At 69.2% G+C, this 24,353-nt stretch carries 23 protein-coding genes, 1 tRNA gene and 1 pseudogene; 7 read left to right on the top strand and 18 right to left on the bottom strand.

The window, feature by feature from the left end; all coding sequences use genetic code 11:
- Positions 1 to 268: 268 nt before the first annotated feature.
- The 3 genes from LQ953_RS14020 to LQ953_RS14010 are packed head-to-tail and all read right to left on the bottom strand — an operon-like array spanning position 269 to position 1,880.
- Positions 269 to 913, bottom strand: coding sequence for a heme exporter protein CcmB (locus LQ953_RS14020; RefSeq protein WP_330999438.1), 645 nt, complete (start codon positions 911 to 913; stop codon positions 269 to 271).
- A complete protein-coding gene (gene ccmA / locus LQ953_RS14015; RefSeq protein WP_231031532.1) occupies positions 910 to 1,479 on the bottom strand; it encodes a heme ABC exporter ATP-binding protein CcmA in 570 nt (189 codons plus the stop codon). Before ccmA ends, LQ953_RS14020 begins: the two co-directional genes overlap by 4 nt.
- Entirely contained in the window at positions 1,476 to 1,880 is a 405-nt protein-coding gene (locus LQ953_RS14010; RefSeq protein WP_231031531.1) for a metallopeptidase family protein, read from the bottom strand. Before LQ953_RS14010 ends, ccmA begins: the two co-directional genes overlap by 4 nt.
- 38 nt (positions 1,881 to 1,918) lie before the next feature.
- On the opposite strand from LQ953_RS14010, the pseudogene LQ953_RS14005 reads away from it, so the two are divergent.
- Positions 1,919 to 2,218, top strand: a pseudogene (locus tag LQ953_RS14005) (4a-hydroxytetrahydrobiopterin dehydratase); the annotation flags it as partial.
- On the opposite strand, the gene LQ953_RS14000 reads toward LQ953_RS14005, so the two are convergent.
- Positions 2,215 to 2,985, bottom strand: a complete 771-nt coding sequence (locus LQ953_RS14000) for an SDR family oxidoreductase (RefSeq protein ID WP_231031529.1) — start codon at positions 2,983 to 2,985, stop codon at positions 2,215 to 2,217. The pseudogene LQ953_RS14005 and the gene LQ953_RS14000 sit on opposite strands and share 4 nt — an antisense overlap.
- A gap of 123 nt (positions 2,986 to 3,108) precedes the next feature.
- On the opposite strand from LQ953_RS14000, the gene LQ953_RS13995 reads away from it, so the two are divergent.
- Both LQ953_RS13995 and LQ953_RS13990 read left to right on the top strand, forming a co-directional pair.
- Positions 3,109 to 5,577, top strand: a complete 2,469-nt coding sequence (locus tag LQ953_RS13995) for a glycoside hydrolase family 3 protein (RefSeq protein ID WP_231031528.1) — start codon at positions 3,109 to 3,111, stop codon at positions 5,575 to 5,577.
- Complete coding sequence (locus LQ953_RS13990; RefSeq protein ID WP_231031527.1) at positions 5,574 to 6,635, top strand: aldose epimerase family protein; 1,062 nt, start codon at positions 5,574 to 5,576, stop codon at positions 6,633 to 6,635. Before LQ953_RS13995 ends, LQ953_RS13990 begins: the two co-directional genes overlap by 4 nt.
- A 471-nt stretch (positions 6,636 to 7,106) precedes the next feature.
- Here the strand turns inward: LQ953_RS13990 and LQ953_RS13985 are convergent, their stop codons facing one another.
- Together LQ953_RS13985 and LQ953_RS13980 are read right to left on the bottom strand one after the other, a co-directional pair.
- On the bottom strand, positions 7,107 to 8,678 hold the full coding sequence (locus LQ953_RS13985; RefSeq protein WP_231031526.1) for an aldehyde dehydrogenase (NADP(+)): 1,572 nt from the start codon (positions 8,676 to 8,678) through the stop codon (positions 7,107 to 7,109).
- Positions 8,679 to 8,816: 138 nt separating this feature from the next.
- Positions 8,817 to 8,906: transfer RNA gene (locus tag LQ953_RS13980), tRNA-Ser, on the bottom strand.
- 163 nt (positions 8,907 to 9,069) lie between these two features.
- On the opposite strand from LQ953_RS13980, the gene LQ953_RS13975 reads away from it, so the two are divergent.
- The 3 genes from LQ953_RS13975 (at position 9,070) to LQ953_RS13965 (ending at position 12,154) form a co-directional block, all read left to right on the top strand.
- Entirely contained in the window at positions 9,070 to 9,816 is a 747-nt protein-coding gene (locus tag LQ953_RS13975; RefSeq protein ID WP_231031525.1) for a DUF1134 domain-containing protein, read from the top strand.
- Between the two features lie 86 nt (positions 9,817 to 9,902).
- Positions 9,903 to 11,861, top strand: a complete 1,959-nt coding sequence (locus tag LQ953_RS13970; RefSeq protein ID WP_330999437.1) for a hybrid sensor histidine kinase/response regulator — start codon at positions 9,903 to 9,905, stop codon at positions 11,859 to 11,861.
- A complete protein-coding gene (locus LQ953_RS13965) occupies positions 11,858 to 12,154 on the top strand; it encodes a DUF1294 domain-containing protein (RefSeq protein ID WP_330999436.1) in 297 nt (98 codons plus the stop codon). The genes LQ953_RS13970 and LQ953_RS13965 overlap by 4 nt, the downstream gene beginning before the upstream one ends.
- Here the strand turns inward: LQ953_RS13965 and LQ953_RS13960 are convergent.
- From LQ953_RS13960 to LQ953_RS13950, 3 genes are all read right to left on the bottom strand, one after another.
- Complete coding sequence (locus LQ953_RS13960) at positions 12,151 to 12,759, bottom strand: energy transducer TonB (RefSeq protein ID WP_231031524.1); 609 nt, start codon at positions 12,757 to 12,759, stop codon at positions 12,151 to 12,153. The two genes, LQ953_RS13965 and LQ953_RS13960, sit on opposite strands and share 4 nt — an antisense overlap.
- Before the next feature lie 4 nt (positions 12,760 to 12,763).
- Positions 12,764 to 12,946, bottom strand: coding sequence for a hypothetical protein (locus LQ953_RS13955; RefSeq protein ID WP_231031523.1), 183 nt, complete (start codon positions 12,944 to 12,946; stop codon positions 12,764 to 12,766).
- 74 nt (positions 12,947 to 13,020) lie between these two features.
- The gene (locus tag LQ953_RS13950; protein WP_231031522.1) at positions 13,021 to 14,346 is read right to left on the bottom strand and encodes a dihydroorotase; all 1,326 of its coding nucleotides are present in this window, start codon (positions 14,344 to 14,346) and stop codon (positions 13,021 to 13,023) included.
- 44 nt (positions 14,347 to 14,390) lie between these two features.
- Here LQ953_RS13950 and ygfZ point away from each other — a divergent pair, with 44 nt between their 5' ends.
- The gene (ygfZ, locus tag LQ953_RS13945) at positions 14,391 to 15,134 is read left to right on the top strand and encodes a CAF17-like 4Fe-4S cluster assembly/insertion protein YgfZ (RefSeq protein WP_231031521.1); all 744 of its coding nucleotides are present in this window, start codon (positions 14,391 to 14,393) and stop codon (positions 15,132 to 15,134) included.
- Between the two features lie 316 nt (positions 15,135 to 15,450).
- Here the strand turns inward: ygfZ and LQ953_RS13940 are convergent, their stop codons facing one another.
- From LQ953_RS13940 to LQ953_RS16455, 9 genes are all read right to left on the bottom strand, one after another.
- Positions 15,451 to 16,125, bottom strand: coding sequence for a phytanoyl-CoA dioxygenase family protein (locus LQ953_RS13940; protein WP_231031520.1), 675 nt, complete (start codon positions 16,123 to 16,125; stop codon positions 15,451 to 15,453).
- 124 nt (positions 16,126 to 16,249) lie between these two features.
- A complete protein-coding gene (locus LQ953_RS13935) occupies positions 16,250 to 17,350 on the bottom strand; it encodes an OmpA family protein (RefSeq protein ID WP_231031519.1) in 1,101 nt (366 codons plus the stop codon).
- Between the two features lie 103 nt (positions 17,351 to 17,453).
- Positions 17,454 to 17,963 carry a DUF2793 domain-containing protein gene (locus tag LQ953_RS13930; RefSeq protein WP_231031518.1) on the bottom strand — a complete coding sequence of 170 codons (510 nt, stop codon included), beginning with the start codon at positions 17,961 to 17,963 and terminating at the stop codon, positions 17,454 to 17,456.
- Positions 17,960 to 20,122: a GTA baseplate fiber-binding domain-containing protein gene (locus LQ953_RS13925; protein ID WP_231031517.1), complete on the bottom strand. Its 2,163-nt coding sequence runs from the start codon at positions 20,120 to 20,122 to the stop codon at positions 17,960 to 17,962. Before LQ953_RS13925 ends, LQ953_RS13930 begins: the two co-directional genes overlap by 4 nt.
- A 1-nt stretch (position 20,123) precedes the next feature.
- The gene (locus LQ953_RS13920; RefSeq protein WP_231031516.1) at positions 20,124 to 20,498 is read right to left on the bottom strand and encodes a peptidoglycan endopeptidase; all 375 of its coding nucleotides are present in this window, start codon (positions 20,496 to 20,498) and stop codon (positions 20,124 to 20,126) included.
- Entirely contained in the window at positions 20,495 to 21,292 is a 798-nt protein-coding gene (locus LQ953_RS13915; RefSeq protein ID WP_231031515.1) for a DUF2163 domain-containing protein, read from the bottom strand. The genes LQ953_RS13920 and LQ953_RS13915 overlap by 4 nt, the downstream gene beginning before the upstream one ends.
- Complete coding sequence (locus LQ953_RS13910; RefSeq protein WP_231031514.1) at positions 21,289 to 23,514, bottom strand: DUF2460 domain-containing protein; 2,226 nt, start codon at positions 23,512 to 23,514, stop codon at positions 21,289 to 21,291. Before LQ953_RS13910 ends, LQ953_RS13915 begins: the two co-directional genes overlap by 4 nt.
- Before the next feature lie 30 nt (positions 23,515 to 23,544).
- Positions 23,545 to 24,099, bottom strand: coding sequence for a tail tape measure protein (locus tag LQ953_RS13905; RefSeq protein ID WP_231031513.1), 555 nt, complete (start codon positions 24,097 to 24,099; stop codon positions 23,545 to 23,547).
- The coding region (locus LQ953_RS16455; protein WP_443026584.1) for a phage tail assembly chaperone at positions 24,092 to 24,353 on the bottom strand (262 nt) is incomplete at its 5' end. The genes LQ953_RS13905 and LQ953_RS16455, both read right to left, overlap by 8 nt.

The raw sequence follows: 24,353 nt of genomic DNA, 5'->3' as shown, positions 1-24,353 counted from the left end.
ATCCCCGGCTCAGGGCCGGATGGCAGAATTCGGTTCCCCGGCGCAGGCCGGGGCCCAGTCTCGACGTTGCCGGAGACGGCATCCCGCACTCGCGGCAACATGGCAACTGGGCCCCGGACTTCGCCGGAGAACTGCTGGCAATGTGGTCTGCCGTGGTGGTTTCCTCCCGCACATCCGTCATCCCGGCCTTGAGCCGGGATCCCGCTTCTTCTTCTGTGGGGCAAGGCAGCGGGACCCCGGCTCAAGGCCGGGGTGACAAGGGAGAGATTTAGGAGCGGCCCATCCGGATCGCGGCGCCGGCGGCGACCGGGCACCCGGCGACGAGCAACAGGCTGACTGCGCCTAGCAGCTTCATCGCGCCGGGCTGGCCGGATGCGGCGCCCACCCCGAAGATCAGCAGCGGCACCGCGAAGGGCAGCAGGACCAGCCCGGCGAGCGCCCCTGCCCCGCGTAGCCCCGCGACAAGCGCGGCAGTGGCGACTCCGAGTGCGGCGAGACCCGGTGTGCCGATGGCGAGGCTGAGCAGCAGGGCTGGCAGTGCAGCCTCGGGCAAGTGCAGCAGCGCCGAGGCGACCACCGATGCAGCCAGCAGTGGCGGCGCGAAGCTGATCCAGTGCCCCGCGATTTTGGCCGCGGCGATCGCGCCATCGGCGATCCTGCGCGTGGCGAACTGATCGAGCACGCCACTTTCCAGGTCGGGCGTGACCAGCCGCTCGACCGGCAGCAGCGCCGCGAGCAGCGCGGCGGCCCAGATCGCGCCCGCGGCGATTCGCGCGAGCAGCCGGCCATCGGGGCCGACGCCGAAGGGAAACAGGATTGCCACTAGCAGGAAGAAGGCGACCGGCAGCAGCATGCCGCCGCTGCTCCATGCCCGCCGCACTTCGCGCCCGACGATCAGCAGCCAGGGGTTCACAGCGTGCGTTCCTGTGCCGCGGCGATGCGCAAGGGCAGGTGCGTGGCGATCAGGGCGACACCGCCGGTGCTCCGGTGCCGTTCGATCACGGATTCCAGCATTGCGACCGCCGCTTCGTCCAGCCCGTTCGCCGGCTCGTCGAGCAGCCAGATCGGCGCACCGCTGGCAATCACCCGGGCAAGCGCGGCGCGGCGGCGCTGGCCGGTGGAAAGCAGCCGCACCGGCACGCGGGCCAGGTCGGCGAGCGCGACACGCTCCAGTGCGTCAGGAACGGCATCTGCGCGCCCGTCGAGCCCGGCCCAGAAGCGCAGTGCATCACCAAGCTCGCGTTCGGGATCGAGCGCCGCGGTTTCGGCGAGCAGCGCGCAGGCGCCGGTGCAGCGGACTTTGCCGGCAGCGGGCGCGAGCAGCCCGGCGGCGAGGCGGATCAGGCTGGACTTGCCGACGCCGTTGGGGCCGCGGACCAGCAGGGCGTCGCCAGGTGCCAGCGTGAAGCCGACCCCTTCGAACAACAGGCGTCCGCCCCGGAAACATGCGACATCCTCGAACGCCAGCGCGACGCTCACTCGGGCGCGTCCTCAAGTGCGTGCATGTCATCGTCGGACAGGCCGAAATGATGCCCGACTTCGTGCACCACCACATGGCTAACCAGGGCTTCGAGCGACACGCCGGTGTCGACCCATTCGTCGAGCAGCGCGCGGCGGTAGAGGTGGATGCGGTCCGGCAGCGCGCCGGAGTCGAACGCCGACTTCTCGCCGATCGGCCGGCCATAGTAGAGGCCGGTCAACTCGAACGGGTCTTCGATGCCCAGCGCCGCGAGCGTCTCGTCATCGGCGAACTCCTCCACCACCAGCACGACATCGTGCAGATGGGTGGCGAACGGCTCGGGGATGCGCGCCAGCGCCGCGCGCGCGAGCACTTCGATGGCCGCAGCATCGGGTGCATGGGTTGGTGCTTGCCCGCTCATGACCAAGTCCATAGGCGGAGGCACGAAGGCGCGGCAAGGAGGCAGTCATGGTGGAGCGGTTGAGCGAGCAGGCACGGGACGCGGCGCTGGCGACGTTGACGGGCTGGCAGCACGAACCCGGACGCGACGCGATCACGCGGCGGTTCACCTTTGCCGACTTCAACCAGGCGTTCGGGTTCATGACGCGCGTGGCGCTGTTGGCGGAGAAGGCTGACCATCATCCCGAATGGTCGAATGTGTGGAACCGCGTCGACATCCTGCTCACCACGCATGATGCGGGCGGGCTGTCGCAACGCGATGTGGACATGGCGCGGGCGATCGAAGGGCTGCTCGCCTAGCGTTTGCGCAGGCTCTTGCGCAGCACGCCGGGCGCCCAGCGCGCGAGGAACCAGAGGCGGTGCGCGGTCTTGCCGACCTGGGTGTGGAGCCGGTTGCCGTGCACAGCGCGCCACGCGGCCTCGGCGACCTGCTCGACCGGCGTGATCTCCAGCCCTGCTGCCTGGACCGCCTGGCGTACCGAGTGGTTGCCGGTGTTCACCGCCTGGTCGAGCAAGGGCGTTTCGATGAAGCTGGGCATCAGCGTGCGCACGCGGATGCCGTCGGGCGCCCATTCGCCGTCCAGCGCCTCGGCGAGGCCGCGCACGGCGAACTTGGTGGCGCTGTAGGTCGCGGCGCCGGGCGTGCCGCGGATGCCCGCAGCCGAACTGGTGACCAGCATGCAGGCGCCCGGCGTCGCCTTCAGGAACGGGTGCGCGGCATGGGCGCCGTTCAGCACGCCGAGCAGGTTGATCTGCACGGTGCGCTCGACGCCGGCCATGTCGCATTGGGCGAGCGGGCCGCTGTGGGGAATGCCGGCATTGTTGAACAGCACGTCCAGGCGGCCGGTGGCGCGGGTGAAGTCTTCGAGCGCGGCGACCCAGGCGGCGTGGTCGCGGACGTCCATGGTGTAGGTGCGGGCGGAGAGTTCCGCGCCGGCTGCGGCGAGGCGGTCGGCGTCGATGTCGGCCAGTCCCACGCGCCAGTTGCGGGCGGCGAAGTAGCGGGCGACGGCGAGGCCGATACCCGAGGCACCGCCGCTGATGAAGATCGTTTGTTCGCCTGCCATTGGTCCCGTCCACTATCTTGTCGACGCGGAAACGTACACGCAGCGCGCGTGGTGCCAAGCGGGTCGTGGACTTGGGGCTGCATCATCGGCTATCGCTGCGTCAAACTATTCAGGGAGAGTGTGATGCAGGCTGGAATGAAGCTGTTGCTGTCGAGCACGATGTTGTGGGCCATGCCGGCTTTGGCGCAGCAGGCGCCGACAGCGCTGTCGGGTGGACAGACTGTAGCCACCCCGTCGAAGTGGCCCGCGGCGCAGAGCCAGGGGCTGGTGGACGCGCGCACCGAGAAGATGGTGTCCAACCTGATGGCGCAGATGAGCCTGGAGGAAAAAGTCGGCCAGATGATCCAGGCCGACATCGCCAGCATCAAGCCCGAGGACCTGCGCCGCTATCCGCTGGGATCGATCCTGGCGGGCGGCAATTCGCCGCCGCTTTCGGGTGACGACCGCTCCGGCCAGGCCGAGTGGGTGGCAACCGCCCGCGCCTTCCGCGCCGTGGCGGCAGAGCAGCGCCCCGGCCACGTGCCCATCCCGCTGATGTTCGGCGTCGACGCCGTGCACGGCAACAACAACGTCATCGGCGCGACGATCTTCCCGCACAATGTCGGGCTGGGCGCGGCCAATGACCCCGCGCTGATCCGCCGGATCGGCGCAGCCACCGCCGCCGAGACCGCCGCGGCCGGCATCGACTGGGCGTTCGGCCCGACGCTGGCGGTGCCGCAGGACGACCGCTGGGGCCGCACCTATGAAGGCTATTCGGAGGATCCCAACCTGGTCCGCCGCTATGCCGGCGAGATGATCCGTGGCCTTCAGGGCGAGCCGAACACCAGCGACCGTATCCAGAAGGGCCGCGTCGCGGCGTCGGCCAAGCACTTCCTGGCCGATGGCGGCACGTTCAACGGCATCGACCAGGGCGACGCCCGCGTGTCGGAAGCCGAGCTGATCAAGACCCATAGCGCGGGCTATCCGCCCGCGGTGAACGCCGGCACGCTGACCGTCATGTCGTCCTTCTCCAGCTGGAACGGCGCCAAGATGCACGGCAACAAGTCGCTGCTGACGGACGTGCTGAAGGAGCGGATGGGCTTTCAGGGCTTCATCGTCGGCGACTGGAACGGCCATGGCCAGGTCCCCGGCTGCACCAATACCGACTGCGCGGCGACGTTCAACGCCGGGCTCGACATGGCGATGGCGCCCGACAGCTGGAAGGGCCTGTTCGATTCGACGCTGACTCATGTCCGCAGCGGCGCGATCCCGATGGCGCGCGTCGACGACGCGGTGCGCCGCATCCTGCGCGTAAAGGCCAAGATGGGCCTGTTCGACGCGGCCCGCCCGTTCGAGGGCAAGCAAGGCGTGCTGGGCGCACCCGAGCACCGCGCGGTTGCCCGCGAGGCAGTGGCCAAGTCGCTGGTACTGCTCAAGAACAACGGCGTGCTGCCGGTAAAGGCCAGCGCCAAGGTGCTCGTCAGCGGCCCCGGCGCCGATTCGATGATGCTCCAGACCGGCGGCTGGACGCTCACCTGGCAGGGTGAGGGCAATGGCAACGACGTGTTCCCGAACGGCGAGACGATCTTCTCGGGCATCCGCAAGGCCGTGGAAGCCGGCGGCGGCACCGCGACCTATTCGCCCGACGGCAATTTCACTGCGCAGCCCGATGTCGCGATCGTGGTGTTCGGCGAGCAGCCCTATGCCGAGATGCGCGGCGACGTGCGCACGCTGGAATTCCAGCCCGGCGACAAGCAGGCGCTGGCGCTGCTGAAGCGGTACAAGAACGCAGGCGTGCCGGTAGTTTCGGTGTTCCTGTCGGGCCGCCCGATGTGGGTGAACCCCGAGCTGAACGCGTCCGACGCGTTCGTCGCCGCCTGGCTGCCGGGCAGCGAGGGGGCGGGCGTGGCCGACGTGCTGGTGGGCAATGCCGCTGGCAAGCCGCGCCGCGACTTCACCGGACGCCTGTCGTACAGCTGGCCCAAGACCGCGGCGCAGTTCAACCTGAACAAGGGCAAGCCGGGCTACAACCCGCTGTTCCCGCTGGGCTATGGCCTGACCTATGCCAAGGGCGGCAAGGTCGCGCAGCTGAGCGAAGTGTCGGGGATCGATCCGTCGCTGGCCAACACCAGCACCTTCTTCGCCAAGGGCGCGGCCCCTGCCCCATTCTCGTTCGCAGCCGACAGCCGCATCACCCGCCGTCCGGTCGACGGGCCGCAGACCCAGGAAGGCGCGCAGCAGCTGACCTGGCCCGCTGGCCCGGCAACGCTGCGCATCGGCGGCGGCAATCTGGACCTGGTGCGTGAGGCGAATGCGGACCTGTCGCTCCAGATCAGCTACAAGCTCGACCGTGCCGCGAGCGGGCCGGTCAAGCTTCTGATGGAAGGCGGCACCAACACCGGCGCGATCGACGCGACCAGCCTGTTCACCGGCCAGACCGGCAGCTGGCGCACCGCCAACATCGCGCTGAAGTGCTTCCAGACCAACGGCGTCGACCTGACCAAGGTCACCGCGCCGTTCGTGATGCAGGCTTCGGGGCCGCTGACCGTTTCCCTGGCCGAAGTGCGCATCGTGTCCGACCCGGCAAACGCCACCTGCCCGGGCGCGAAGTGAGCGACGCCGCGCCGCAGGTGATGGGGGGCTCCATCGAGACGGTGGAGCTGACCCGCGGCGCGTTTCGCGCCCAGTTCCTGAACCTGGGCGCGGCGCTGCGCATCCTGGAGGTGCCGGACCGCGACGGCACTTCCGCCAATGTGATGCTCGGCTTTGCGGATGTGGAAGACTATCGCGGGCCGCCGCGCTTCTATGGCGCGGTGGCCGGGCGCTATGCCAACCGCATCGGCGGCGGGCGCTTCACGCTGGACGGCACGCAGTACCAGCTGGCGTGCAACGATGGGCCGAACAGCCTGCATTCGGGGCCGCTGGGGTTCGACCAGCAGTTCTGGGAGGTGGTGGCGCAGGAGGCGCATTCGGTCACCTTTGCGCTGGAGAGCCCGGACGGCTTTAACGGCTTTCCCGGCACGCTGCGCGCGCAGGTGCGCTACACGCTGGAACCGGACGGCCTGTCGATCGCGCTCAGCGCGACGACCGACAAGGCGACGGTCGTGAATCTGACCTCGCATGGCTATTTCAACCTGGCCGGGGAAGCGAGCGGGGCGACGATCCTCGACCATATGCTTCAGCTGCCCGCTGAGCGCTTCACGCCGGTGGACGAGACGCAGATCCCGACCGGCGAGTTGCGCGCGGTGGAGGGTACGCCATTCGACTTCCGCACGCCCCGCGCGATCGGCCGCGACATCGGTGTTGCGGACGAGCAGCTGCGGATCGGATCGGGGTACGACCATAATTTCGTGCTGGATGGCGGCGCGGGGGCGCTGCGCCGGATCGCAACGCTGTTCGATCCCGGGTCTGGGCGGGTGATGCAGGTGCATTCAACCGAGCCGGGCGTGCAGCTGTACACCGGCAATTTCCTGGCCGGTGGTGCGCCGGGGACGAGCGGGTGGGTATATGCGGCGCATGCCGGGCTGTGCCTGGAGCCGCAGCGGTTTCCCGATAGCCCGAACCAGGCGGCGTTTCCTTCGGCGCGGTTGGATCCGGGCGAGACGTACCGGCATGATATTGCGCTGCGGTTTGGGGTGGCTGGCGACGCGGGCGAGGCGTTTTCGGTTTAGCTCCAGAGTTCCCCGGCGGAGGCCGGGGTCCAGCTGCCAAGGTGCCGCGAGGGCGGGATGCCGTTCCGGGGACGCCGAAGCTGGACCCCGGCCTCCGCCGGGGAACTGGTTAGGCGAAGCCCATTGGTTCTACACGTCCGTCATCCCGGCCTTGAGCCGGGATCCCGCTTCTTCTTCTGTTGGCGCAAGTAGCGGGACCCCGGCTCAAGGCCGGGGTGACGAGGGGTATATCAACCCTCAGGGTTCCCCGGCGGAGGCCGGGGCCCAGCTGCCATGGTGCCCGAGAGGGCAGGATGCCGTTTCGGGGGACGCCGAGGTTGGGACCCGGCCTTCGCCGGGGAACTGGTGGGGTACCCCGCTGACGAACGCTCGTCCGCACAAACGAAAGCGGCAGCCGGAGCATCGAGCTCCGGCTGCCGCTGATACCCACCCCTTGATCCCCTCCCTTGCAGGGAGGGGAAAGGAAGGTGCTTAGACCGTGGGCTTGCCGTCGACGCGGCGCGGGAGGCTGTCGCCGTCGCGCAGTTCGGCCGGGAGTAGGGCTTCGGGCAGGTCCTGGTACGAGACCGGGCGCAGGAAGCGATCGATCGCGAGCGTGCCGACCGAGGTGCTGCGGCCGTCCGACGTTGCCGGGAACGGACCGCCATGGACCATGGCGTCGGTGACTTCGACGCCGGTGGGCCAGCCATTGGCGAGGATGCGGCCGACCAGATGCTCCAGCACCGGCACCAGCCGCTGCGCGATTTCGATGTCGGCGTCGTCCAGGTGCAGCGTGGTGGTCAGCTGCCCTTCGAGCAGGCCGACGACCTTGATCATCTCTTCGACATCGGCACAGCGCACCAGCAGCGAGCTTGCGCCGAACACTTCCTCGGCATGGCTCGGATCGGCGAGGAAGTCCGCGCCGGTCATGGTGAACAGCGCGCCGCGGCCACAGGTGGGGCCAGTCGGCTCCTGGCCCTGTGCCAGCAGCTTGAGCGTCGGCGCCGAGGCGAGCTTGGCGACGCCGCTTTCATAGGCCTTGTGGATGCCCGGGGTCAGCATGGTGGCGCCGGCGGTGCCGGTCATTGCCTCTGCCGCAGTCTCGACGAAGCGGTTGAGATCGGGTCCTTCGATCGCCAGCACCAGGCCGGGATTGGTGCAGAACTGGCCGGCACCCATGGTCACCGAGGCGACATAAGCCTTGCCCAGCGCTTCGGCGCGGGCGGCCAGAGCTGCGGGAAGCAGGAACACCGGGTTCACGCTGCTCATCTCGGCATAGACGGGGATCGGAACCGGGCGGGCCTGGGCCAGCTTCATCAGCGCCAGACCACCGCCGCGCGAACCGGTGAAGCCAACCGCCTTGATGCGCGGATCGCTGACCAGCGCGCCGCCGATTTCGTTGCCGACGCCGTTGACCAGCGAGAACACGCCCTCAGGCATGCCGGTCTGCTCGGCGGCGCGCAGGATCGCGCCGGCGACCATTTCGGACGTGCCGGGATGGGCGTTGTGGCCCTTTACCACCACCGGGCAGCCGGCGGCGAGTGCGGCGGCGGTGTCACCACCGGCGACCGAGAAGGCGAGCGGGAAGTTGCTCGCGCCGAACACCGCGACGGGGCCGAGCGGAACCATGCGCAGGCGCAGATCGGGCTTGGGCAGCGGTGCGCGGTCGGGGATCGCATGATCGATGCGGACGCGCAGGAAATCGCCCAGGCGCAGTTCCTTGGCGAACAGGCGCAGCTGGCCGGCGGTGCGGCCGCGCTCACCGGTCAGGCGGGCCTGGGGCAGGCCGCTTTCCTGCATGGCGCGCTGAACCAGCTCGTCGCCAAGCGCCTCGATCTCGGAAGCCATGGCTTCGAGGAACGCGGCGCGCTGCTCGCGCGGCAGGTTGGAATACGGAATGAACGCGGCCTCGGCGGCGGCGCAGGCTGCTTCCAGGTCTTCGGTCGTCGCGCTGCTGAAGCTCGGTTCGATTTCCTGGCCGGTCGCGGCCTCGATCGCCTTGAAGCCAGGGCCGTCCCGCTTCACGCGCTTGCCCGCAATGAAAAATTCGCCAGTCAGGGCCATGTCTCGAACTCCAGTTTCAACGGTACCGTTAACAGGTCCGCGACTTAGGCCGAGCGGGCGGTGGGTTCAATGCTGCACCACGAATATGCGCGGGGCCCGGTGGGGGAAGTTTGCGATGCAGGGGGATCTGAGCCGAGGTGGAGGAGACGGAGGGATTCGAACCCTCGATACGGTTTCCCGTATGACGCTTTAGCAAAGCGTTGGTTTCAGCCACTCACCCACGTCTCCGGAAGGGGCTAGAGGTCGAGCGCTATAGCGGCGGTTTTTCCGGGGATCAACGGGGAGAAGCAACAAGTCGCGAATTCCGTGCCGCTGGGCTCCCGTTCATTGTAGCGTCAGCGGCTGCGCCTTATGGTGGCGCGGTTTTCCGGGGACTTGGGGCACTCAGACTATGCGTATCGGCACATGGACTTGGGCGGCGGTGGCGGCGCTGATCGGGATGTCGGCGGTGCCGGCCGCGGCGCAGATGACCACCATCGATCCCAACACCGCGATCGATTCGGACCTGGACGCGCCGCCGGTGCGCCAGGACGGGCCGGCACCGTCCGATTACGGTCCGTACCGCGAGCCCGCCGCTCCCCCTGCCCAGCCCCAGCCGCAATATGCCCCGCCGGTGCAGACTGCGCCGGCCACCAATGCGCGCGAGCGGGCGACCGACACGTTCGAACAGGACGAACTGTTGAGCGCGGCCGAGGGCGTGTTCGGCAAGGGTGCTTCGGGGCTGGCCGGGCTGCTGGAAAATATCCTGAAGGACCAGGGCCGTCCCAACGCCTATATCGCCGGCAGCGAGGCGTCCGGCGCGATCGGCGTGGGGCTGCGCTATGGCTCGGGCCGCATGTTCCACCGCATCGAAGGCGAGCGCCCGGTGTACTGGACCGGCCCGTCGATCGGCTTCGACGTGGGCGGCGACGCGAACAAGGTGTTCGTGCTGGTCTACAATCTTTACGACAGCCAGGAGCTCTACAAGCGCTTCCCGGCGGGCGAAGGCCGCGCCTATTTCGTGGGCGGGTTCTCGGCGAGCTATATGCGCCGGGGCGACGTGGTGCTGATCCCGGTGCGGCTGGGCGTCGGCTGGCGGCTGGGCGTCAATGCCGGATACATGAAGTTCAGCGAGAAGCAGCGCTGGCTGCCCTTCTGAGGCACTGACGGAACCAAAATCCCCTCAAGGGGTTGCGACGTCAGCGGAAGCTGCGCTTCGCGGCGGCGATGGGGACGAGATTGAGTGTGACGTTGAAGCCCGGCGAACCCGGAAGCGGCCGGTTCGAACTGCTCGTCCAGAGCGTCACCGACTACGCCATCTACATGCTCGACCTGTCCGGCGAAGTCGTCAGCTGGAACGCCGGGGCGCAGCGGTTCAAGGGCTATGACGCCGACGAGATCATCGGCCAGCACTTTTCGCGCTTCTACACCGATGAGGACCGCGCCGCAGGCATCCCCGCCCATGCGCTTGCCACCGCCGAGCGCGAGGGCCGTTTCGAGGCGACCGGCTGGCGGGTGCGCAAGGATGGCACCCACTTCTGGGCTAATGTCGTCATCGATCCGATCCGCGATCCCGAAGGCACGCTGATCGGCTTCGCCAAGGTCACCCGCGACCTGACCGAGCGGCGCCACGCCGAGGAAGAGCTTCGCCGCAGCGAGGAACGCTTCCGCCTGCTGGTGCAGAGCGTCACCGACTACGCGATCTACATGCTCGACCCGCAGGGCCATGTCGCCAGCTGGAATGCGGGCGCCGAGCGCTTCAAAGGGTACCGCGCCGAGGAGATACTGGGCGAGCATTTCTCCCGCTTCTACACCGATGAAGACCGCGCCATCGACTTCCCGGCCCATGCGCTGGAAACCGCGCGGACCCAGGGCCGGTTCGAAGCCGAAGGCTGGCGGGTGCGCAAGGACGGCACCCAGTTCTGGGCCAGCGTGGTCATCGATCCCGTCCGCGACAACACCGGCACGCTGATCGGCTTCGCCAAGATCACCCGCGACCTGACCGAGCGGCGCCAGTCGCAGCTGGCGCTCGACCAGGCCCGCGAGGCGTTGTTCCAGGCGCAGAAGATGGAGGCGATCGGCAAGCTGACCGGTGGCGTCGCGCATGACTTCAACAATCTGCTGGCTGCGATCATCGGCAGCCTGGATCTTGCCCGCCGCCGCGCGGCACAGGGTGGCGACATCACCCGCTTCCTCGACAATGCGATGATGGCAGCCGAGCGCGGGGCGACGCTGACCCAGCGCATGCTCGCCTTTGCCCGCAAGCAGGCGCTTCAGCTGGAATCTGTCGATCCTGCGGCGCTGGTGCGCGGCATGGCCGACCTGTTGCAGCGCACGATCGGCACATCGGTGCGGATCGACACGCAATTTCCGCTGATGCTGCGATCGGTGCGTGCCGACCCGGCGCAGCTGGAACTGGCGTTGCTCAATCTGGTGGTGAATGCGCGCGACGCGTTGCCAGAGGGGGGCCGGGTGCTGATCGCCGCGCGCGAGGAGCGCGTCGAACTGGGCGGCACGCTGAAGCCAGGGAGCTATGTCGCACTCTCAGTGATCGACACCGGCAGCGGCATGGACGAGGAAACCCTCGCGCGTGCGACCGAGCCTTTCTACACCACCAAGGGCGTGGGCAAGGGCACGGGACTGGGCCTGTCGATGGTGCACGGCTTTGCCGAACAATGCGGGGGCCGACTGGTCCTGCACAGCCGCAAGGGCGAAGGCACGCGTGCCGAACTCTGGCTGCCGGTATCCGACGCGGCCGCCGACGCCGATCCGGCGCCGTCCGCCACCCCGGAACCGCCCGCCCCTCAAGGCGACCGGCTGGTGGTGCTTGCCGTCGACGATGATGCGCTGGTGCTGACCAACACCGCGGCGATGCTGGAAGATGCCGGCCACCGCGTGATTCAGGCGACTTCGGGCAAGCAGGCGCTTCAGCTGCTCTCCGAAAGCCGGATCGACGTAATGGTGACCGATTTCGCCATGCCGGACATGAACGGCCTGCAACTGGTCGATGCCGCCCGCGCTGGATGGCCCGATCTGCCCGCGCTGCTGGTGTCGGGCTATGCAGAGCTGCCAGAGGATGTCGGCGCCAATCTCCCGCGCCTGGCCAAGCCATTCCGGCGCGACCAGATCGCGCGTGCGGTGGGCGAAGCGGTTGCGCTCAGCAAGGGTCCAGGCCGGGTGGTGCCGTTTCGCGCGCGCAAGTGAGCGCGTTGTCGCCGCCGGTGCTGATGCTTGGCATCACGCTGCTGGTGCTGGTGAACCTCTGGACCTTGCTCAGCTTCCGCGATGACAAGCAGCGCGCGGTGCGCGGCGACCGCCGGATTCTGGAGAAGACCCTGCTTTGGCTGGCGCTGATCGGCGGCACGCCGGCGGCGTTCTTCGCGCGGCAGCGGTTTCGGCACAAGACGCGCAAGGAGCCCTTCTCCACCTATCTCCAGCTGATCGCGATGGTGCAGGTCGGGGTGATCGGCGGGCTAGGCTGGAGCTTTGCCGCCTAGAGCCCGAATAGCCCGCGCCGACGGCGTGGGGGCGGTGCGGGCTCCGGCGGCAGCTCCTCCACGAGCCAGCTATGGTTCTCGACGATGTCGGCCGCGACGGGGCGGCCTTCGCGATCGCGCGATGGCTTGAAGCGGAAACGTTCGCGTATCAGCCGGCAGGTGGTCGCATCGAGCAGGCGGTTGCCGCTGCTCCGCGTGATCTCGCAATCGACCACCCGGCCGTCAGTCCAGACCGTGTAGCGCACGCCGACTGTGCCGCCGGCGCCGCTTTCCGCGAGCGCATCGGGGAAATCGGAATCGCGGATGCGCCCGCGCACCCATTCGGGCGGGGTCTCGGCACGGCCGCCGCCACCGCCGTCACCGTCCCCCTGTCCGCCGCTGCCCCGGCCATGGCCGATGCCGCCGCTGCCATAGCCCGGGCCCGGGATGTCGGCGCTCCCGGCCGACGCCATCGCACCTGTGCCGGCGATCGGGGCAGCCACCACTGGCGGTGGGATGAGTACGGGAACCAGCGGGGTCGGCGCCACGATCTGAGTGGGTTCGGCGCGCAGATTGGGCGGTGAGGCCTCGCCTTCGGGACGGCCACTGCGCACGCGCTGCGGCACCGGCTTAGGCTTTTCCAGCGGCGGCGGCGCGGGAGGTACCTTGGAACACCAACAGCGCGGGCGATTCGGCGACGCGCTGGTGCACCGCCAAGCCCCAGAGCAGCGCCGCCCCCAGCGCACCGGTCAGCACCGCCGCGCCTAATGCGGCCCTGCTACGATCAGCGCGACTGGACGCGGTGTACGACATGCCTTGGCCTCAGGCCGCACCACGCGGCCGCTTCGACCAGAGATAGGCAGCGTCGGCGCGATCGGAAGAGGCGGTTAGCCGAACTCGACAGCCTCGAACCGGACCGGCTCGCCGCTTGCGGCCTCGGCCAGCGTGCCTTCCCACATCACCTGCGCGCCGCGGATAAAGGTGCCGACCGGCTTGCCCGTCAGCGTCATGCCGGTGAAGGGCGACCAGCCGCACTTCGATGCGAGCCAGCTTTCCTCGATGCTCCAGCGCGCCTTCAGGTCGACCACGGTGAAATCCGCGTCGTAGCCGACGGCGATCCGCCCCTTGCCGGCGATGCCGAACACGCGCTGCGGCCCGGCGCTGGTCAGGTCGATCAGCCGCTGCAGCGTCAGGCGCCCTTCGGCGACATGGTTGAGCATCAGCGGCAGCAGGGTCTGCACGCCGGGCATGCCGCTGGGGCTCGCCGGATAAGGCTTGGCCTTTTCCTCGCGCGTATGCGGCGCGTGGTCCGACCCCATCACGTCCACCACGCCCTGGCGCAGCCATTCGAACAGCCCGTCGCGGTGCGCGCCAGAGCGGATCGGCGGGTTCATCTGGGCAAAGGTGCCCAGGCGCGGATAGGCTTCTTCGCCTGCCAGCGTCAGGTGCTGCGGGGTGACTTCGCAGGTGGCGATGTCCTTGTGCTGCCCCAGCAGCGCCAGTTCGGCCGGCGTGGTCACGTGCAGCACGTGGATGCGCCGCTTGGCCGCGCGCGCCAGCCGCAGGATACGCTGAGTGGCGAGCAACGCGCTTTCGTCGTCGCGCCAGACGGGGTGCGAGCGCGGATCGCCCTCGATCCGTTCGCCCGCGCGCGCGTTCATCCGCGCTTCGTCCTCGGCATGGATCGCCACGCGGCGCTTGCCCGATGCGAGCACGCGGGCGAGATTGTCATCGTCCGACACCAGCAGGTCGCCGGTCGAGGCGCCCATGAAAATCTTGACGCCGGCGGTGCCCGGCAAGCGCTCCAGCTCGGCCAGGGCGGCGGCGTTATGGTTGGTCGCGCCGACATAGAAAGCGTGGTCGCACCACATCCGCCCCTTGGCGCGGTTCAGCTTGTCATTGATTGCGTCGGCGCTGTCGGTGTTGGGCTTGGTGTTCGGCATTTCGAACACGGCGGTGACACCGCCCAGCACCGCGGCACGGCTGCCGCTCTCCAGGTCTTCCTTGGCCTCGAGCCCCGGCTCGCGAAAGTGCACTTGGCTGTCGATCACGCCGGGCAGGATGTCGAGCCCGGTGCAGTCCACCGTGGCGCCTGCGTCACCGAGCTTGCCGATCGCGACGATGCGCCCGCGGGCGACGCCGACATCCACCTCCGCCGGTCCGCCCGGCAGATGCACCCGCCCGCCCGTCAGCTTCAAGTCGATCTCTGCCATGCTCGCCTCTTCTTTCCGCGCCCGCCGCCTCCTACCTGTTCGTCATGACCGAAACCAGCCCCGGCACTTGGCTTGCCGACCGCGCGCTTCTCCGCATCTCGGGCGAGGATGTCCGTGGTTTCCTGCAAGTATTGCTGACGCAGGATCTGGCGCGGGTGGCGCCTGGGCAGCCGCAATGGGCCGGGCTGCTGACGCCGCAGGGCAAGGCGCTGTTCGACTTCATCCTGTGGGAGGATGGCGACGCGGTGCTGGTCGATTGCGAGGCGGCGCAGCGCGAGGCGCTGGCGCGGCGGCTGACGATCTACCGCCTGCGCCGGCCCATTGTGATCGAGCCGGTCGATGGCGGGGTGCATTGGTCGCGGGATGGCGCGCAGGGAGTGCCGGATCCCCGGCTGCCCGCGCTTGGTCATCGCTGGCTGGGCGAAGCGGTAGGCGAACCGGCGCTCGACTGGCACGCGCACCGCCTGTCGCTCGGCGTCACCGAAGGGGCAGCCGAGCTCGGCCGGGACAAGACGCTGTGGCTGGAATGCAACGCCGAACCGCTGAACGGGGTGAGTTATACCAAGGGATGCTATGTCGGGCAGGAGAACACCGCCCGCATGCACTACCGCGCCAAGGTCAACCGCCGCCTGGTGGTGGTGCCGCTAGGGGAGGCAAGCGACCGCACCCGCGCGGTGTACCCGGAGCTGGGGCTGATGGTGGAGCTGCGCCGCGTGGAGGCGCTGGGCGATGCGCTGCTGCCAGCGTGGCTGGCGGAGGCGGTGGCAGCAGAGCCGTCGGGAGCTTAGCTACACCATCGGATCTGGCGCCTACCGCAACGCACCAGGCGTGCGGGCTTAGACGATAGTGGCGTCAGCCCAGGCCCATGTACGCCGATAAAGGCTCGCTGATCCTGCGCTCCTCTGGCCGCGACCAGTTCCCCGACGAAGGCCGGGGCGCAGTTGCCGTCAGATCGCGAGTGCCGACCGCACTATCCAGCGCAATTCATCAAAGCTCAGTCCTATCGGACACGATGCGCGACACAGCACGAGATCCCCGCCCCGAGCACCTACTACCGGAACCTAATCGGTCTGTGCGGCCAAAGAGCAACGCGCAGCCGCAGCATCACACCCCCAGCCACTCCAGCTCGCCCGGCAGTCCCGCTCCGGCATAATCCACCTGCAGCACTCGCCGCCTACGCGGGCACGCTGCCGCCTGCGACGCGTGAAGGATCGGCGTGGCATAGATCCAGACGTCGCCCTGCGCCGCCAGGCATGCCGCGGTTCCGCAGGCGCGCACGACCTCGTCTATATCGGCTTCCGCCACCTGCTGGCGATGCGAGCCCGGCGCGATCAGCAGCGGCGCATTGCCTTCGTCGACCGGGTCCAGGTGGATGCGGACGGTCAGCATGCCCGCGAGCAGTGCAAAGGGTGGCGCCACATGGAGCATTCCCTGCTTGACCGTCCACGGGCCGAAGCCTGGCACCACTGCACGGTGGCGCACGGCAATCGTCCGGTCCTGATGCCAGCCCAGGCTCCAGTTGGTGTCCGCGGTCTTGTTGAACAGGATCGCTCGAACCGGCTTTGCCGCGCTGCCCAGATGGTGCGCGATCCGTCCGCCCACCGCCTGCTCCAGCACCACTGACAGCGCGGGATGATCCTGTATGCGCGTTCCGGCTCTATCGGAGGCGTAGTCGCTTAGCAGTTGTTCGAGTTCGGCGATGTGTCCAGCAACGGCTGCACGGTGGAGTACGGCGCCGTCCCGCTCCAGCTGCAATCCTTCTGCATTCGTCTGCCGCATCACCAGAGACTAGCGGCGCGCCTGATACGCACAAGATGTGTGGACCATCTGACTGCAGACAAAGAAAAAGGGAGACCGGTTGCCCGGCCTCCCCAATTCTTCTGATCCAGAGGACCAGCGTGGCTTACATGCCCGAGCCGGGACCGTAAGTGATTTCCACGCGGCGGTTCTGGAGCTCGCGGACGCCATCGGCGGTGTCGACGCGCGGACGGCTTTCACCGAACGCTTCGGTCGAGATGACACCGTCGGAGATGCCACGGCCGGTGAGGTAGCCCTTGACCGAGTCAGCGCGACGCTGGGACAGACCAACGTTGTAGCTGGCCGAACCCGAACGGTCAGCGTGGCCTGCCAGGACGACGCGAGTGTTCGCGCAGTTCTGGTAGTTGCTGATCGCATTGTCGAGGATGCTCGAAGCTTCCGGCGTGATGTCCGACTTATCCCAGTCGAAGAACACGATGTACGGCCCAGGCGTGCAGACCACGACCGGAGCGACGGGCTCCGGAGCGGGTGGCGGGGTGTACTCGGGAGCAGGAGCCGGAGCGGGCTCCGGAAGCGGCTCAGCCGGTGCGCCGAAGTTGAAGGTCAGACCACCCAGGATCGAGTGCGAACGGAAGCGGCCGCTGACTTCTGCGCCGTTGGCAGCGACGAGGTCGACGCCAGGTGCGTTGAAGAAGCGATACTTCAGCGACACGTCGACATTGTCGGAGATCGGTGCGCGGACGCCCGCAATCGCCTGCCATGCAACAACCGTGTCGGAGTCATCGACGATGTCCGAAGCCGAGTTCAGCGCCAGGCGCGACTTGATGCGGGCGATACCGATACCGGGGCCAACGAAGCCCTGGACGCCGTCATCATCACCGAAGTCCCACAGGCCGTTGACCATGAAGCTCAGCGCCGTGGTGCGGCCACCGGCATAGTCATAGCTGCCAGCAGCTGCGCCGGGCAGGCCGACCGACGAGGTCAGACCGTCAACGGTAGCCGACTTGTAGCCGACTTCGGCTTCCAGACGGAACACGCCCAGGTCGTAACCGACCGTTGCGTCCACGTCGTAACCATAGTTATGGTCGACCGTCAGCGCGTCTTCGACAGAACCGACATTCCAGTCGATGTCTTCGACGATCATCGCGCCGCCTTCGATGCCCACATACCACGCATCTTCGCGTGCAAGGGCGGGCGTGCTCAGCGCGGTGGTCGCGAGCGCCAAAGTGATGGCAAGCTTCCGCATATTAAAACCCCTTTCTCGATTGTCACTACGGACAGCGACAAACTCAGTACCGAAACGAATGTATCCACGCAAGCGCACAAATCCGGGGACTGTTGCATCATCGTCACAGTTCGTCTGAGGCTATCAGACCGTGCACACGCAATGCTTCCAGTACCGCAACGATTGCGGCCCGCGCTTGCCCATCAACCACTACCCCACCCAGTGGTTCCACCACCGGCGGCAGTCTTTTGCCAACCACTTGTGTACCCTCGACAAAAACTTTGCCGTGCGCCTCGCCCACGCGCCATTCGCCGTTGCGGAACAGCACGAACCCTGCGCCGACACCTGCCCAAAGCCGCATGCCCTCCCGTGGCGGTACGAAGCGCCAGCCGCCGGCGGTCGATATTGCAACTGCGTTCGCCTGCCCCTGCCAGATCCCTGTCGGCATCGCCCCGACGATCCAGCACGCGCCATCGTCAGCGGCCTCAGGCGGCGAGTCGAGGCCAACCTGCACCACCGCGCCGCTCACCAGCGCGTCGATCAGCAGTAGCGCTTCATTATGCGTCATCTCCTTCTGCGCCTGCCCGGCCACCAGCATCGGCAGCCCCATTCGCGGCGTTGCATCCTCGCTCATGCCTCTTCCCCTTGTCTCACTCGCAGTTCAGCCGCGCGGGACAGGCCCCGCGCGCCCACCTGCTGCACCCGCACTACGGCGCCGGGCGCATCCTCCGCCGCCAGCACCAGCCGCGGCTCGGCGACCTCCAGCACGCGCGGCGGCCCCGCGGGCCGCTGCACCGTGACCCGGTAGCGCTCGGCCTCTTCGCCCAGCGGCGCATCGACGCCGTCGATCCAGTCCCACCCGCTCCTGCTGCGGCGCACCCAAGTCACGGCCAGCGTTCCGTCCGCGGCCCACGCGCTGCGCAGATGCACGGGCGGGGGCGGCACCAACGCCGCGCCCGCGACCCGAGCCTGTGCTTCCACTTCCGCCGGGTCGCCGGCTCCCTTGGCAAGCACCCGCACCTCCGACAAACCCAGCGGCAGCTCGGCGAACGCCAGCGTGTCGCGCGTCACCAGCACGAAGCGGTCCCCTGCCGCCTGGCCGCCAATCGCCGCCTCGGTCCCCCTCCGCCCCCGCCACAGTCGCGACAGGCGCCAGCGCCGCTCGCCCAGGCGGACTGCCCGGCCAAACTGGAGCAGCTCGTCGCCCACCATCGCCAGGTTCGTACCGGCATGCAGCGCCGCCGCATCGGCGTCCCCCAGCATCATGTCCCCATGCGCCAGCTCGACCACCAGCACGCTGCGCCCGTCCTCGAACCCCGCAGGCCCGACACCCGGCGGCGTCACCACCCGCCCCAGCACCGCCGGGCGCGCGCTCGCCCCCGCGCTCGTCCAGCTCGCCCCGCCATCGCCGCTCCACAACAGCGCCGCCCCGCGCCACCCCGGCTCGGTGCCGGCCGCCGCGATCGCCAGCTGCGGCACATGCGGCAGCGCGTCGCCGATCAGCGGCAGCTCGAACGCATGCACCACCGTTCGCCCCAGCCGCAGGTCGGGCGCGCCCAGCATCCGCCCGGGGCTCGCCGCCTGCACCGGCGGAGGCGGCGCCGCCGGCACGCATTCCAGCGTCAGCACCATCGCCTCCAGCATCCAGCGCTCGACGCGCCACAGCCCCTCTTCCCCCGCGATCTGCACCCGTGCACCCGGCTGTACCGCCAAAGCCGTCCAAGGCAGCGCCAGCGTGCGCCGCCTTCGCTCCAGCCCAGCCCGCGCCAGCGCCGCGCCAGCCAGCGCCTTGGCCGCGCTGGCATCGATCGCCGCCGCCAGCTCCATCCGCGCCTCACGCCCACCACCGCCCGGCCGCGCAGCCCGCTGCACCCCGGCCTGATAATCGCGCGCCGGATCATAATAAGTCAGCGTCAGCACGCCGGGCACCGCCTCGCCCGATCCGATCGCCCGCACGCCGCGTGCACCCTTTTTGCCGGGGGTGGCAGTGCCCGCATCCGCGAGCGGCACCGCAGCTCCCGCGCCGCTGCGCAGCACCAGCGTGTCGCCATCCGCCTCGAACCAGCCGCCCGCGGCCCCGGCCAACGTCTCCCCCACCACGCGCACGCTTGCCCCCGACGCGGCAAAGCCGGTCAGCGCCACGCTCGGCTCGGCAGCGATTTCGCCTTCGCTGAGCCCCGCGAAAATGGCGCCTGCCTCCACCGGCCCGGCATCCGCCACCACTTCGAAACTCAGCGAGGGGATACGGTTGCCATACTCCGCCAGCGCCAGGTCCTCGAACACGGCATAGGCGATGCCGCGATGCGCCGGCGCCAGCCCCGCGCCCTCCGCCGCGGCGATCAGCGGATCGGGCGCCTGGTCCTCGCCGCCCAGATGCAGCCGGAACCCGCCCTCGCTCTTCAGGTCGCCGGCCGCCCCGCGCAACAGCTTGCCGTCCGCCCATATCCGCCGCACCGCCAGGATTGGCCGCGCCGACAGCGCCACGGCAAACGACGCGGAATAGCTGTAGCGCGTCATGTCCGGCCGCCCCTTGCCACCTTCCGTGACGCGGCTCTCGATCAGGTCGGTCGCCCAGATGACCGATCCCGCCACTCGCATCGTCCCGAACAGCTTGGGGATCTGCGTGCCATAAGAGGATGTCTGCACCCGCAATTCCTGCAGGCGCGGCCCCTGGCGCCCGGCCGGCTTGAACAGCACTTCGCGGTCGAACGCCGCGCCCGCCACGCCGCCGATCGCCGCCCCGATCGGCCCGCCGAAAAACGCGCCGGCGACACTCAGCACCACGGTCGCCATGTCAGTTCTCCTCCCGGCGCCAGCGCGCCACCACTGGCCAGGGCACCGGCCCCGGCCGCTCCACCACGCGGCGCAGCGCCGCATCGGCGTGGATCACCCCATCTTCGCTTGCGATCGCCAGGTGCAGCTGCCCGGGCCCGCTGCGCACCAGCAGCAAGTCGCCGACACGTGCGTCCGCCACCCGCACCAGCCCCGCCGCCTCCACTGCCAGCGCCACCTGGGCCGCGTCGCCGCTGCGCCACCGGTATCCGCTTGGCACGCCGCAGCCATAGGCCAGCCCCGCCAGCCCGACACAGTCGATCCCATCGGCCCCGCCGCGCCCGTGCAGCCGGAACCGCGTCCCCAGCGCCTCACGCGCCCGCGCCAGCGGGGTCATGCGCCGGGATAACGCGTCAGCAGGTCGATGCCCGGCAGATACGGTTCGCCACGGAAGTTCACCGCGTTCCCGAACCGCCCCGCACAGGTCGCCAGCGTCTTGTCGCACCCCTCGATCAGCTCGACCAAGGCACCCGCCCCGGCAAAGCGCGGCGGCGCCAGCAGCGTCACGCGCGCGCCCTCCGACAGCGCCACCGCATCCTCCAGCCCCCCATTGGCGCCGCCAAACCACCGCAACACCCCGCCGCCATAGGCATTGGCCACCGGCTCAACTGCATCCAGCGTCACCACTGCGCCCTCGATTGCCACCACCCGCGCAAACTGCCGCCGCCCTGCCATCGCCACGCGGCAGCGCTTGTCGCCCAGCATTGCTCGGCAATCGGGCGAGGTTTCCTCCACCACCGCCCGCTCCAGCCGCGCCGCCGCGCCGCGCAGCTCAGCGGTCAGCATGCCCCCGCGCGTTTCCACCGCGCCGATCACGCCTTCGCCCAGCGGCAGGCCCGCATCGGGCGCGGTCCAGTCGGTCGCGAACAGCACCACTCGCGCCCCGTCCCAGCGCCCGGCGAGCAAGTCCGCCTCGCCGATCGCACTGCTGGTCAGCGCGCCGGTCACATCCATGCTGTCAGCTTCCAGGCTGGCGCTGCGGCTGATCGCACTCGGCGTCATGCCCGGTGCCGCGCGATAGACGAGCCCGTCGATCAGGAGGTCGCGGTCATGCGCGGTCAGCCCGATCGTTATCCCGTCGCGCCGCTCCAGCCGCCAGCACAGCGCGATCGTGGTCAGCGCCGCGCTCATTCGCGTATCTCCACCAGCGGCACCGACGCCGCCGCGCCGGCCAGGAACGTCGCCCGGCTGACCTGCAGCCGATCCTCGGCAAAGCGCACCGGCACGTCGAACGCAAAGCTCGCGCTCACCACCACGCCCGCCCCCGGCGCCGCCGCCAGCGTCACGCTGCCGCCTTCGCCGAGCACAAAGTCCCGCGTCTCCACGCCGTCCAGATAGACGCGCACCGTGCCGGCCTCGGGCCGCGTGATGCGCCGCACCACTTCGCCATAGCGCCTGACCAGCTGGAACTGCCGCGCCGCGCCATCGCCTTCGCTCAGCAGCTCGCCCAAGCCCCGCCAGTCGAACGGATCGCGCAATCGGAAGCCGCGCGCCGGCCCCATCCGCGCCCGAAAGAACCCCAGCAGCGCGGCGATGTCGGCCTCCGAGCGCACACCCGGCCCGACGTCATAGCAAGTCCGCGCCTCCGCCCAATCGGCATTGCGCGCTTCCTGTCCGCCCGCACTCGTCACGATGGCGGTGGACACTTCCGGCGCCACTTCCGCCTCGCGCCCCAGCGCCAGCGGGAACTGCACATCGTCGAATGACTGCACCTCTTCCTCCCCCTCCCAATGCACGAAGCCGTCGCGCAGCACCTGTGGCAGTGCCCAGACATAGGTTGCGGCAACTCCGCGCCGCCGTCCCCGCGCCGCGGCTTCCGCGATCGGCCGCCACTGCCCCTTGTCCGCTGCCCGCAGCACGAAGCCGGCGAGGTAATGCTGTTCATCCACAGGATAACCGAGCCGCGCCTCCGCAAGCCCCACGCCCTCGTCGCTCGCCGCCGACAGCCCCGCCGCCGCCCAGTCATAATCCTCCAGCTGGAGCACATCGAAGGCTGGACGCGCCCAGCCGACCGGCAGGTTCGCCGCGACAGCATCCGCGCTCGCCGTCACCGTCGGCAGATAGGCAAGCAGCATCACCACCGCGCCGGGCGCCGCCGCCTTCACCGCATCACGCAGCGCCAGCGTCGAATCCGCCAGCAGCTTCCCCGCCGCCGTCGACACATCCACCGCCGCTGCGAGCGCCGCCACTGCGGCAGGATCATGGATGCACAAACTCCCGTCCGGCATCGCCCACCACCAGGGCTCACCCACCTGGAACTTGACCGCCAGCCCGGCGCCCCGCGCGATCCCGACGAAATCCAGCGCCACCGTGCGCAGATACGCCATTGCCGATCCATTGGCCGGCGACAGCAATGCCGATGGCGGATCCCAGCCCGTCAGCCCTGCCGATCCATCGACCGCGCGCTGTTTCCAGTCGTTCCAGCAATGCTGGTCGAGCAGCTCGTAGGACAGCGACCAGATCACGCCGAAGCCCAGCGCCTTGGCGCGCGCCGCAAAGTCGCGATGCCAGGCCGCGCACGCCACATTCAGCGCGCTCGCGCCCAGCGACACATAATAGCCGCCGTACAGCGCCTCGAGCCGGAAATAATGGCTCATCCCCACATAATGTAGGATGTCGCCGCGATACCCCAGCTGCACCATGTTGCGCAGCACCCGCTGCGGCGTCAGGTGGTAGCTGTCGTCATAGCCATTGGCGATGCCCAGCCCATGCTCGGGCACCACCACATCGCCGATCGCCAGCACCGAACCCGGCCCCTCACCGGCGATGCCGCTCAGCTCGACCCAGCCCTCTACCGCCGCCGGCAGCGGCGCGTCCGTGTCCGCATCCATGAACCCCGGCGCCACCAGAGACACGAACATCCGCTCGACATCGCCCGCCCAGACCGGGTCCGCCTCCTCGGGCAGGGTGAAGCCACCAACCAGCTGCGCAAAGTCGATCCTCACCTCGGCATCTTCCGGCGTGCCGGTCGCATAGTTCCACAACCGCACATACCAGGCACGCGCATTGCCTTCTGCATCGCGCCCCTCGATCGTCAGCACCGGGCCGTTGATCGCGTCCAGCGGCAACACCCCGGCAGAGCGCCAGCGAAACCGCAACCGGCAATCGCGGTAATCCCGCCGCGTCTCATAGCGCAGCAGCGGATGGTCGTGCGTGTCCGCCGACGCCCAGATCAGCCCCGCCAGGTCGTTCTGCCGCAGAAACACCGCATCAACCCGCAGCGCGTCGGGCGCGGTGGTCACCACGCTCGCCATCATCGGCCGCGGAAAGTCCACGGTCCAATATGCCGGATCGAACCGCGAGACGAACCCGGCAGCCTGCCCCCGCCGCTCGCCACAAAGCCACCAGCCCATATCCCCCCCTCCCCGGAAAAACGGACGGACCTATTCTGCCGCCAGAGCCGCCCGCACTGCCCGCGCCACCTGTCGGCTCGACTGCGCCAGCGCCCGCGGCGCCTCGCTGCCTGCTGCGTTCACCGTGATCGACACCCGCACTTCGCGCGCCCCTCCCGGCAGGCTCGCCGCAACCTGTCCCGCCGACGTCGGCACAAACAGCTCAGGCCCGCGCTCGCCCACCCAGTAAGGCCGCCCCGGGCTCACCGGCCCGCCGGTCGCCCGCCCTGGCGCCCCGCCGAACAGCGACCCGATCAGCCCGACCAGCCCGCCGCCCGATCCGCCCAGCACTTCGTTCAGTCCCCCGCGCAGCGCGCTCGAGGCGATCTCCCCGATCACCCCCAGCGCCACGCCGCGCAGATCCTCGAACCCCAGCTTGCCGGTCCGCACCGCCCGCCCCAGCGCGGTCTCGATCGCGCGCCCGGCTCGATCCACCCCGGCCTCCAACGGCCCTTCCAGGCTGCCGCGCATTTCCGCCACATCGCGCGCAAAGCTCCGCGTATCGGCGCGCACGCTCACCACCAGCCGCTCGATCTCTTCATCCATCGGGAAAAAGCTCCTTCAACCGCGCGATCTCCGCCGCCCCCGGCGGCTCGGCACCCTCGCCCCGCGCAGCCCCAGCCAGCGCCGCCAGCTCAGCCGGCGTGGCGTTCCAGAAGGTCTCCGGACTCCACCCGAACACCAGCCCCGCCAACCCCGCGAGCCGAACGGCACGCGAGGCAAAATCCTCCCCGGCACGGGGAGGGGGACCATGCGAAGCATGGTGGAGGGGGCTATCCGCAAGCGAACCCTGCTTGAGA

It is taken from the genome of Sphingomonas sp. IC-56 (genome assembly GCF_021043375.1).
Classification (GTDB): domain Bacteria; phylum Pseudomonadota; class Alphaproteobacteria; order Sphingomonadales; family Sphingomonadaceae; genus Sphingomonas.
Note: the sequence above shows the minus strand (reverse complement) of the source record. Positions and strands in the feature narration are given on the sequence as shown.

Bases quoted from the DNA above. Each gene is read 5' to 3' on its own strand.
- LQ953_RS14010 (WP_231031531.1), bottom strand. From the start codon at position 1,880: ATGAGCGGGCAAGCACCAACCCATGCACCCGATGCTGCGGCCATCGAA.
- LQ953_RS14000 (WP_231031529.1), bottom strand. From the start codon at position 2,985: ATGGCAGGCGAACAAACGATCTTCATCAGCGGCGGTGCCTCGGGTATC.
- LQ953_RS13995 (WP_231031528.1), top strand. From the start codon at position 3,109: ATGCAGGCTGGAATGAAGCTGTTGCTGTCGAGCACGATGTTGTGGGCC.
- LQ953_RS13985 (WP_231031526.1), bottom strand. From the start codon at position 8,678: ATGGCCCTGACTGGCGAATTTTTCATTGCGGGCAAGCGCGTGAAGCGG.
- LQ953_RS13975 (WP_231031525.1), top strand. From the start codon at position 9,070: ATGCGTATCGGCACATGGACTTGGGCGGCGGTGGCGGCGCTGATCGGG.
- LQ953_RS13955 (WP_231031523.1), bottom strand. From the start codon at position 12,946: ATGTCGTACACCGCGTCCAGTCGCGCTGATCGTAGCAGGGCCGCATTA.
- LQ953_RS13950 (WP_231031522.1), bottom strand. From the start codon at position 14,346: ATGGCAGAGATCGACTTGAAGCTGACGGGCGGGCGGGTGCATCTGCCG.
- ygfZ (WP_231031521.1), top strand. From the start codon at position 14,391: ATGACCGAAACCAGCCCCGGCACTTGGCTTGCCGACCGCGCGCTTCTC.
- LQ953_RS13940 (WP_231031520.1), bottom strand. From the start codon at position 16,125: ATGCGGCAGACGAATGCAGAAGGATTGCAGCTGGAGCGGGACGGCGCC.
- LQ953_RS13935 (WP_231031519.1), bottom strand. From the start codon at position 17,350: ATGCGGAAGCTTGCCATCACTTTGGCGCTCGCGACCACCGCGCTGAGC.
- LQ953_RS13930 (WP_231031518.1), bottom strand. From the start codon at position 17,963: ATGAGCGAGGATGCAACGCCGCGAATGGGGCTGCCGATGCTGGTGGCC.
- LQ953_RS13925 (WP_231031517.1), bottom strand. From the start codon at position 20,122: ATGGCGACCGTGGTGCTGAGTGTCGCCGGCGCGTTTTTCGGCGGGCCG.
- LQ953_RS13920 (WP_231031516.1), bottom strand. From the start codon at position 20,498: ATGACCCCGCTGGCGCGGGCGCGTGAGGCGCTGGGGACGCGGTTCCGG.
- LQ953_RS13915 (WP_231031515.1), bottom strand. From the start codon at position 21,292: ATGAGCGCGGCGCTGACCACGATCGCGCTGTGCTGGCGGCTGGAGCGG.
- LQ953_RS13910 (WP_231031514.1), bottom strand. From the start codon at position 23,514: ATGGGCTGGTGGCTTTGTGGCGAGCGGCGGGGGCAGGCTGCCGGGTTC.
- LQ953_RS13905 (WP_231031513.1), bottom strand. From the start codon at position 24,099: ATGGATGAAGAGATCGAGCGGCTGGTGGTGAGCGTGCGCGCCGATACG.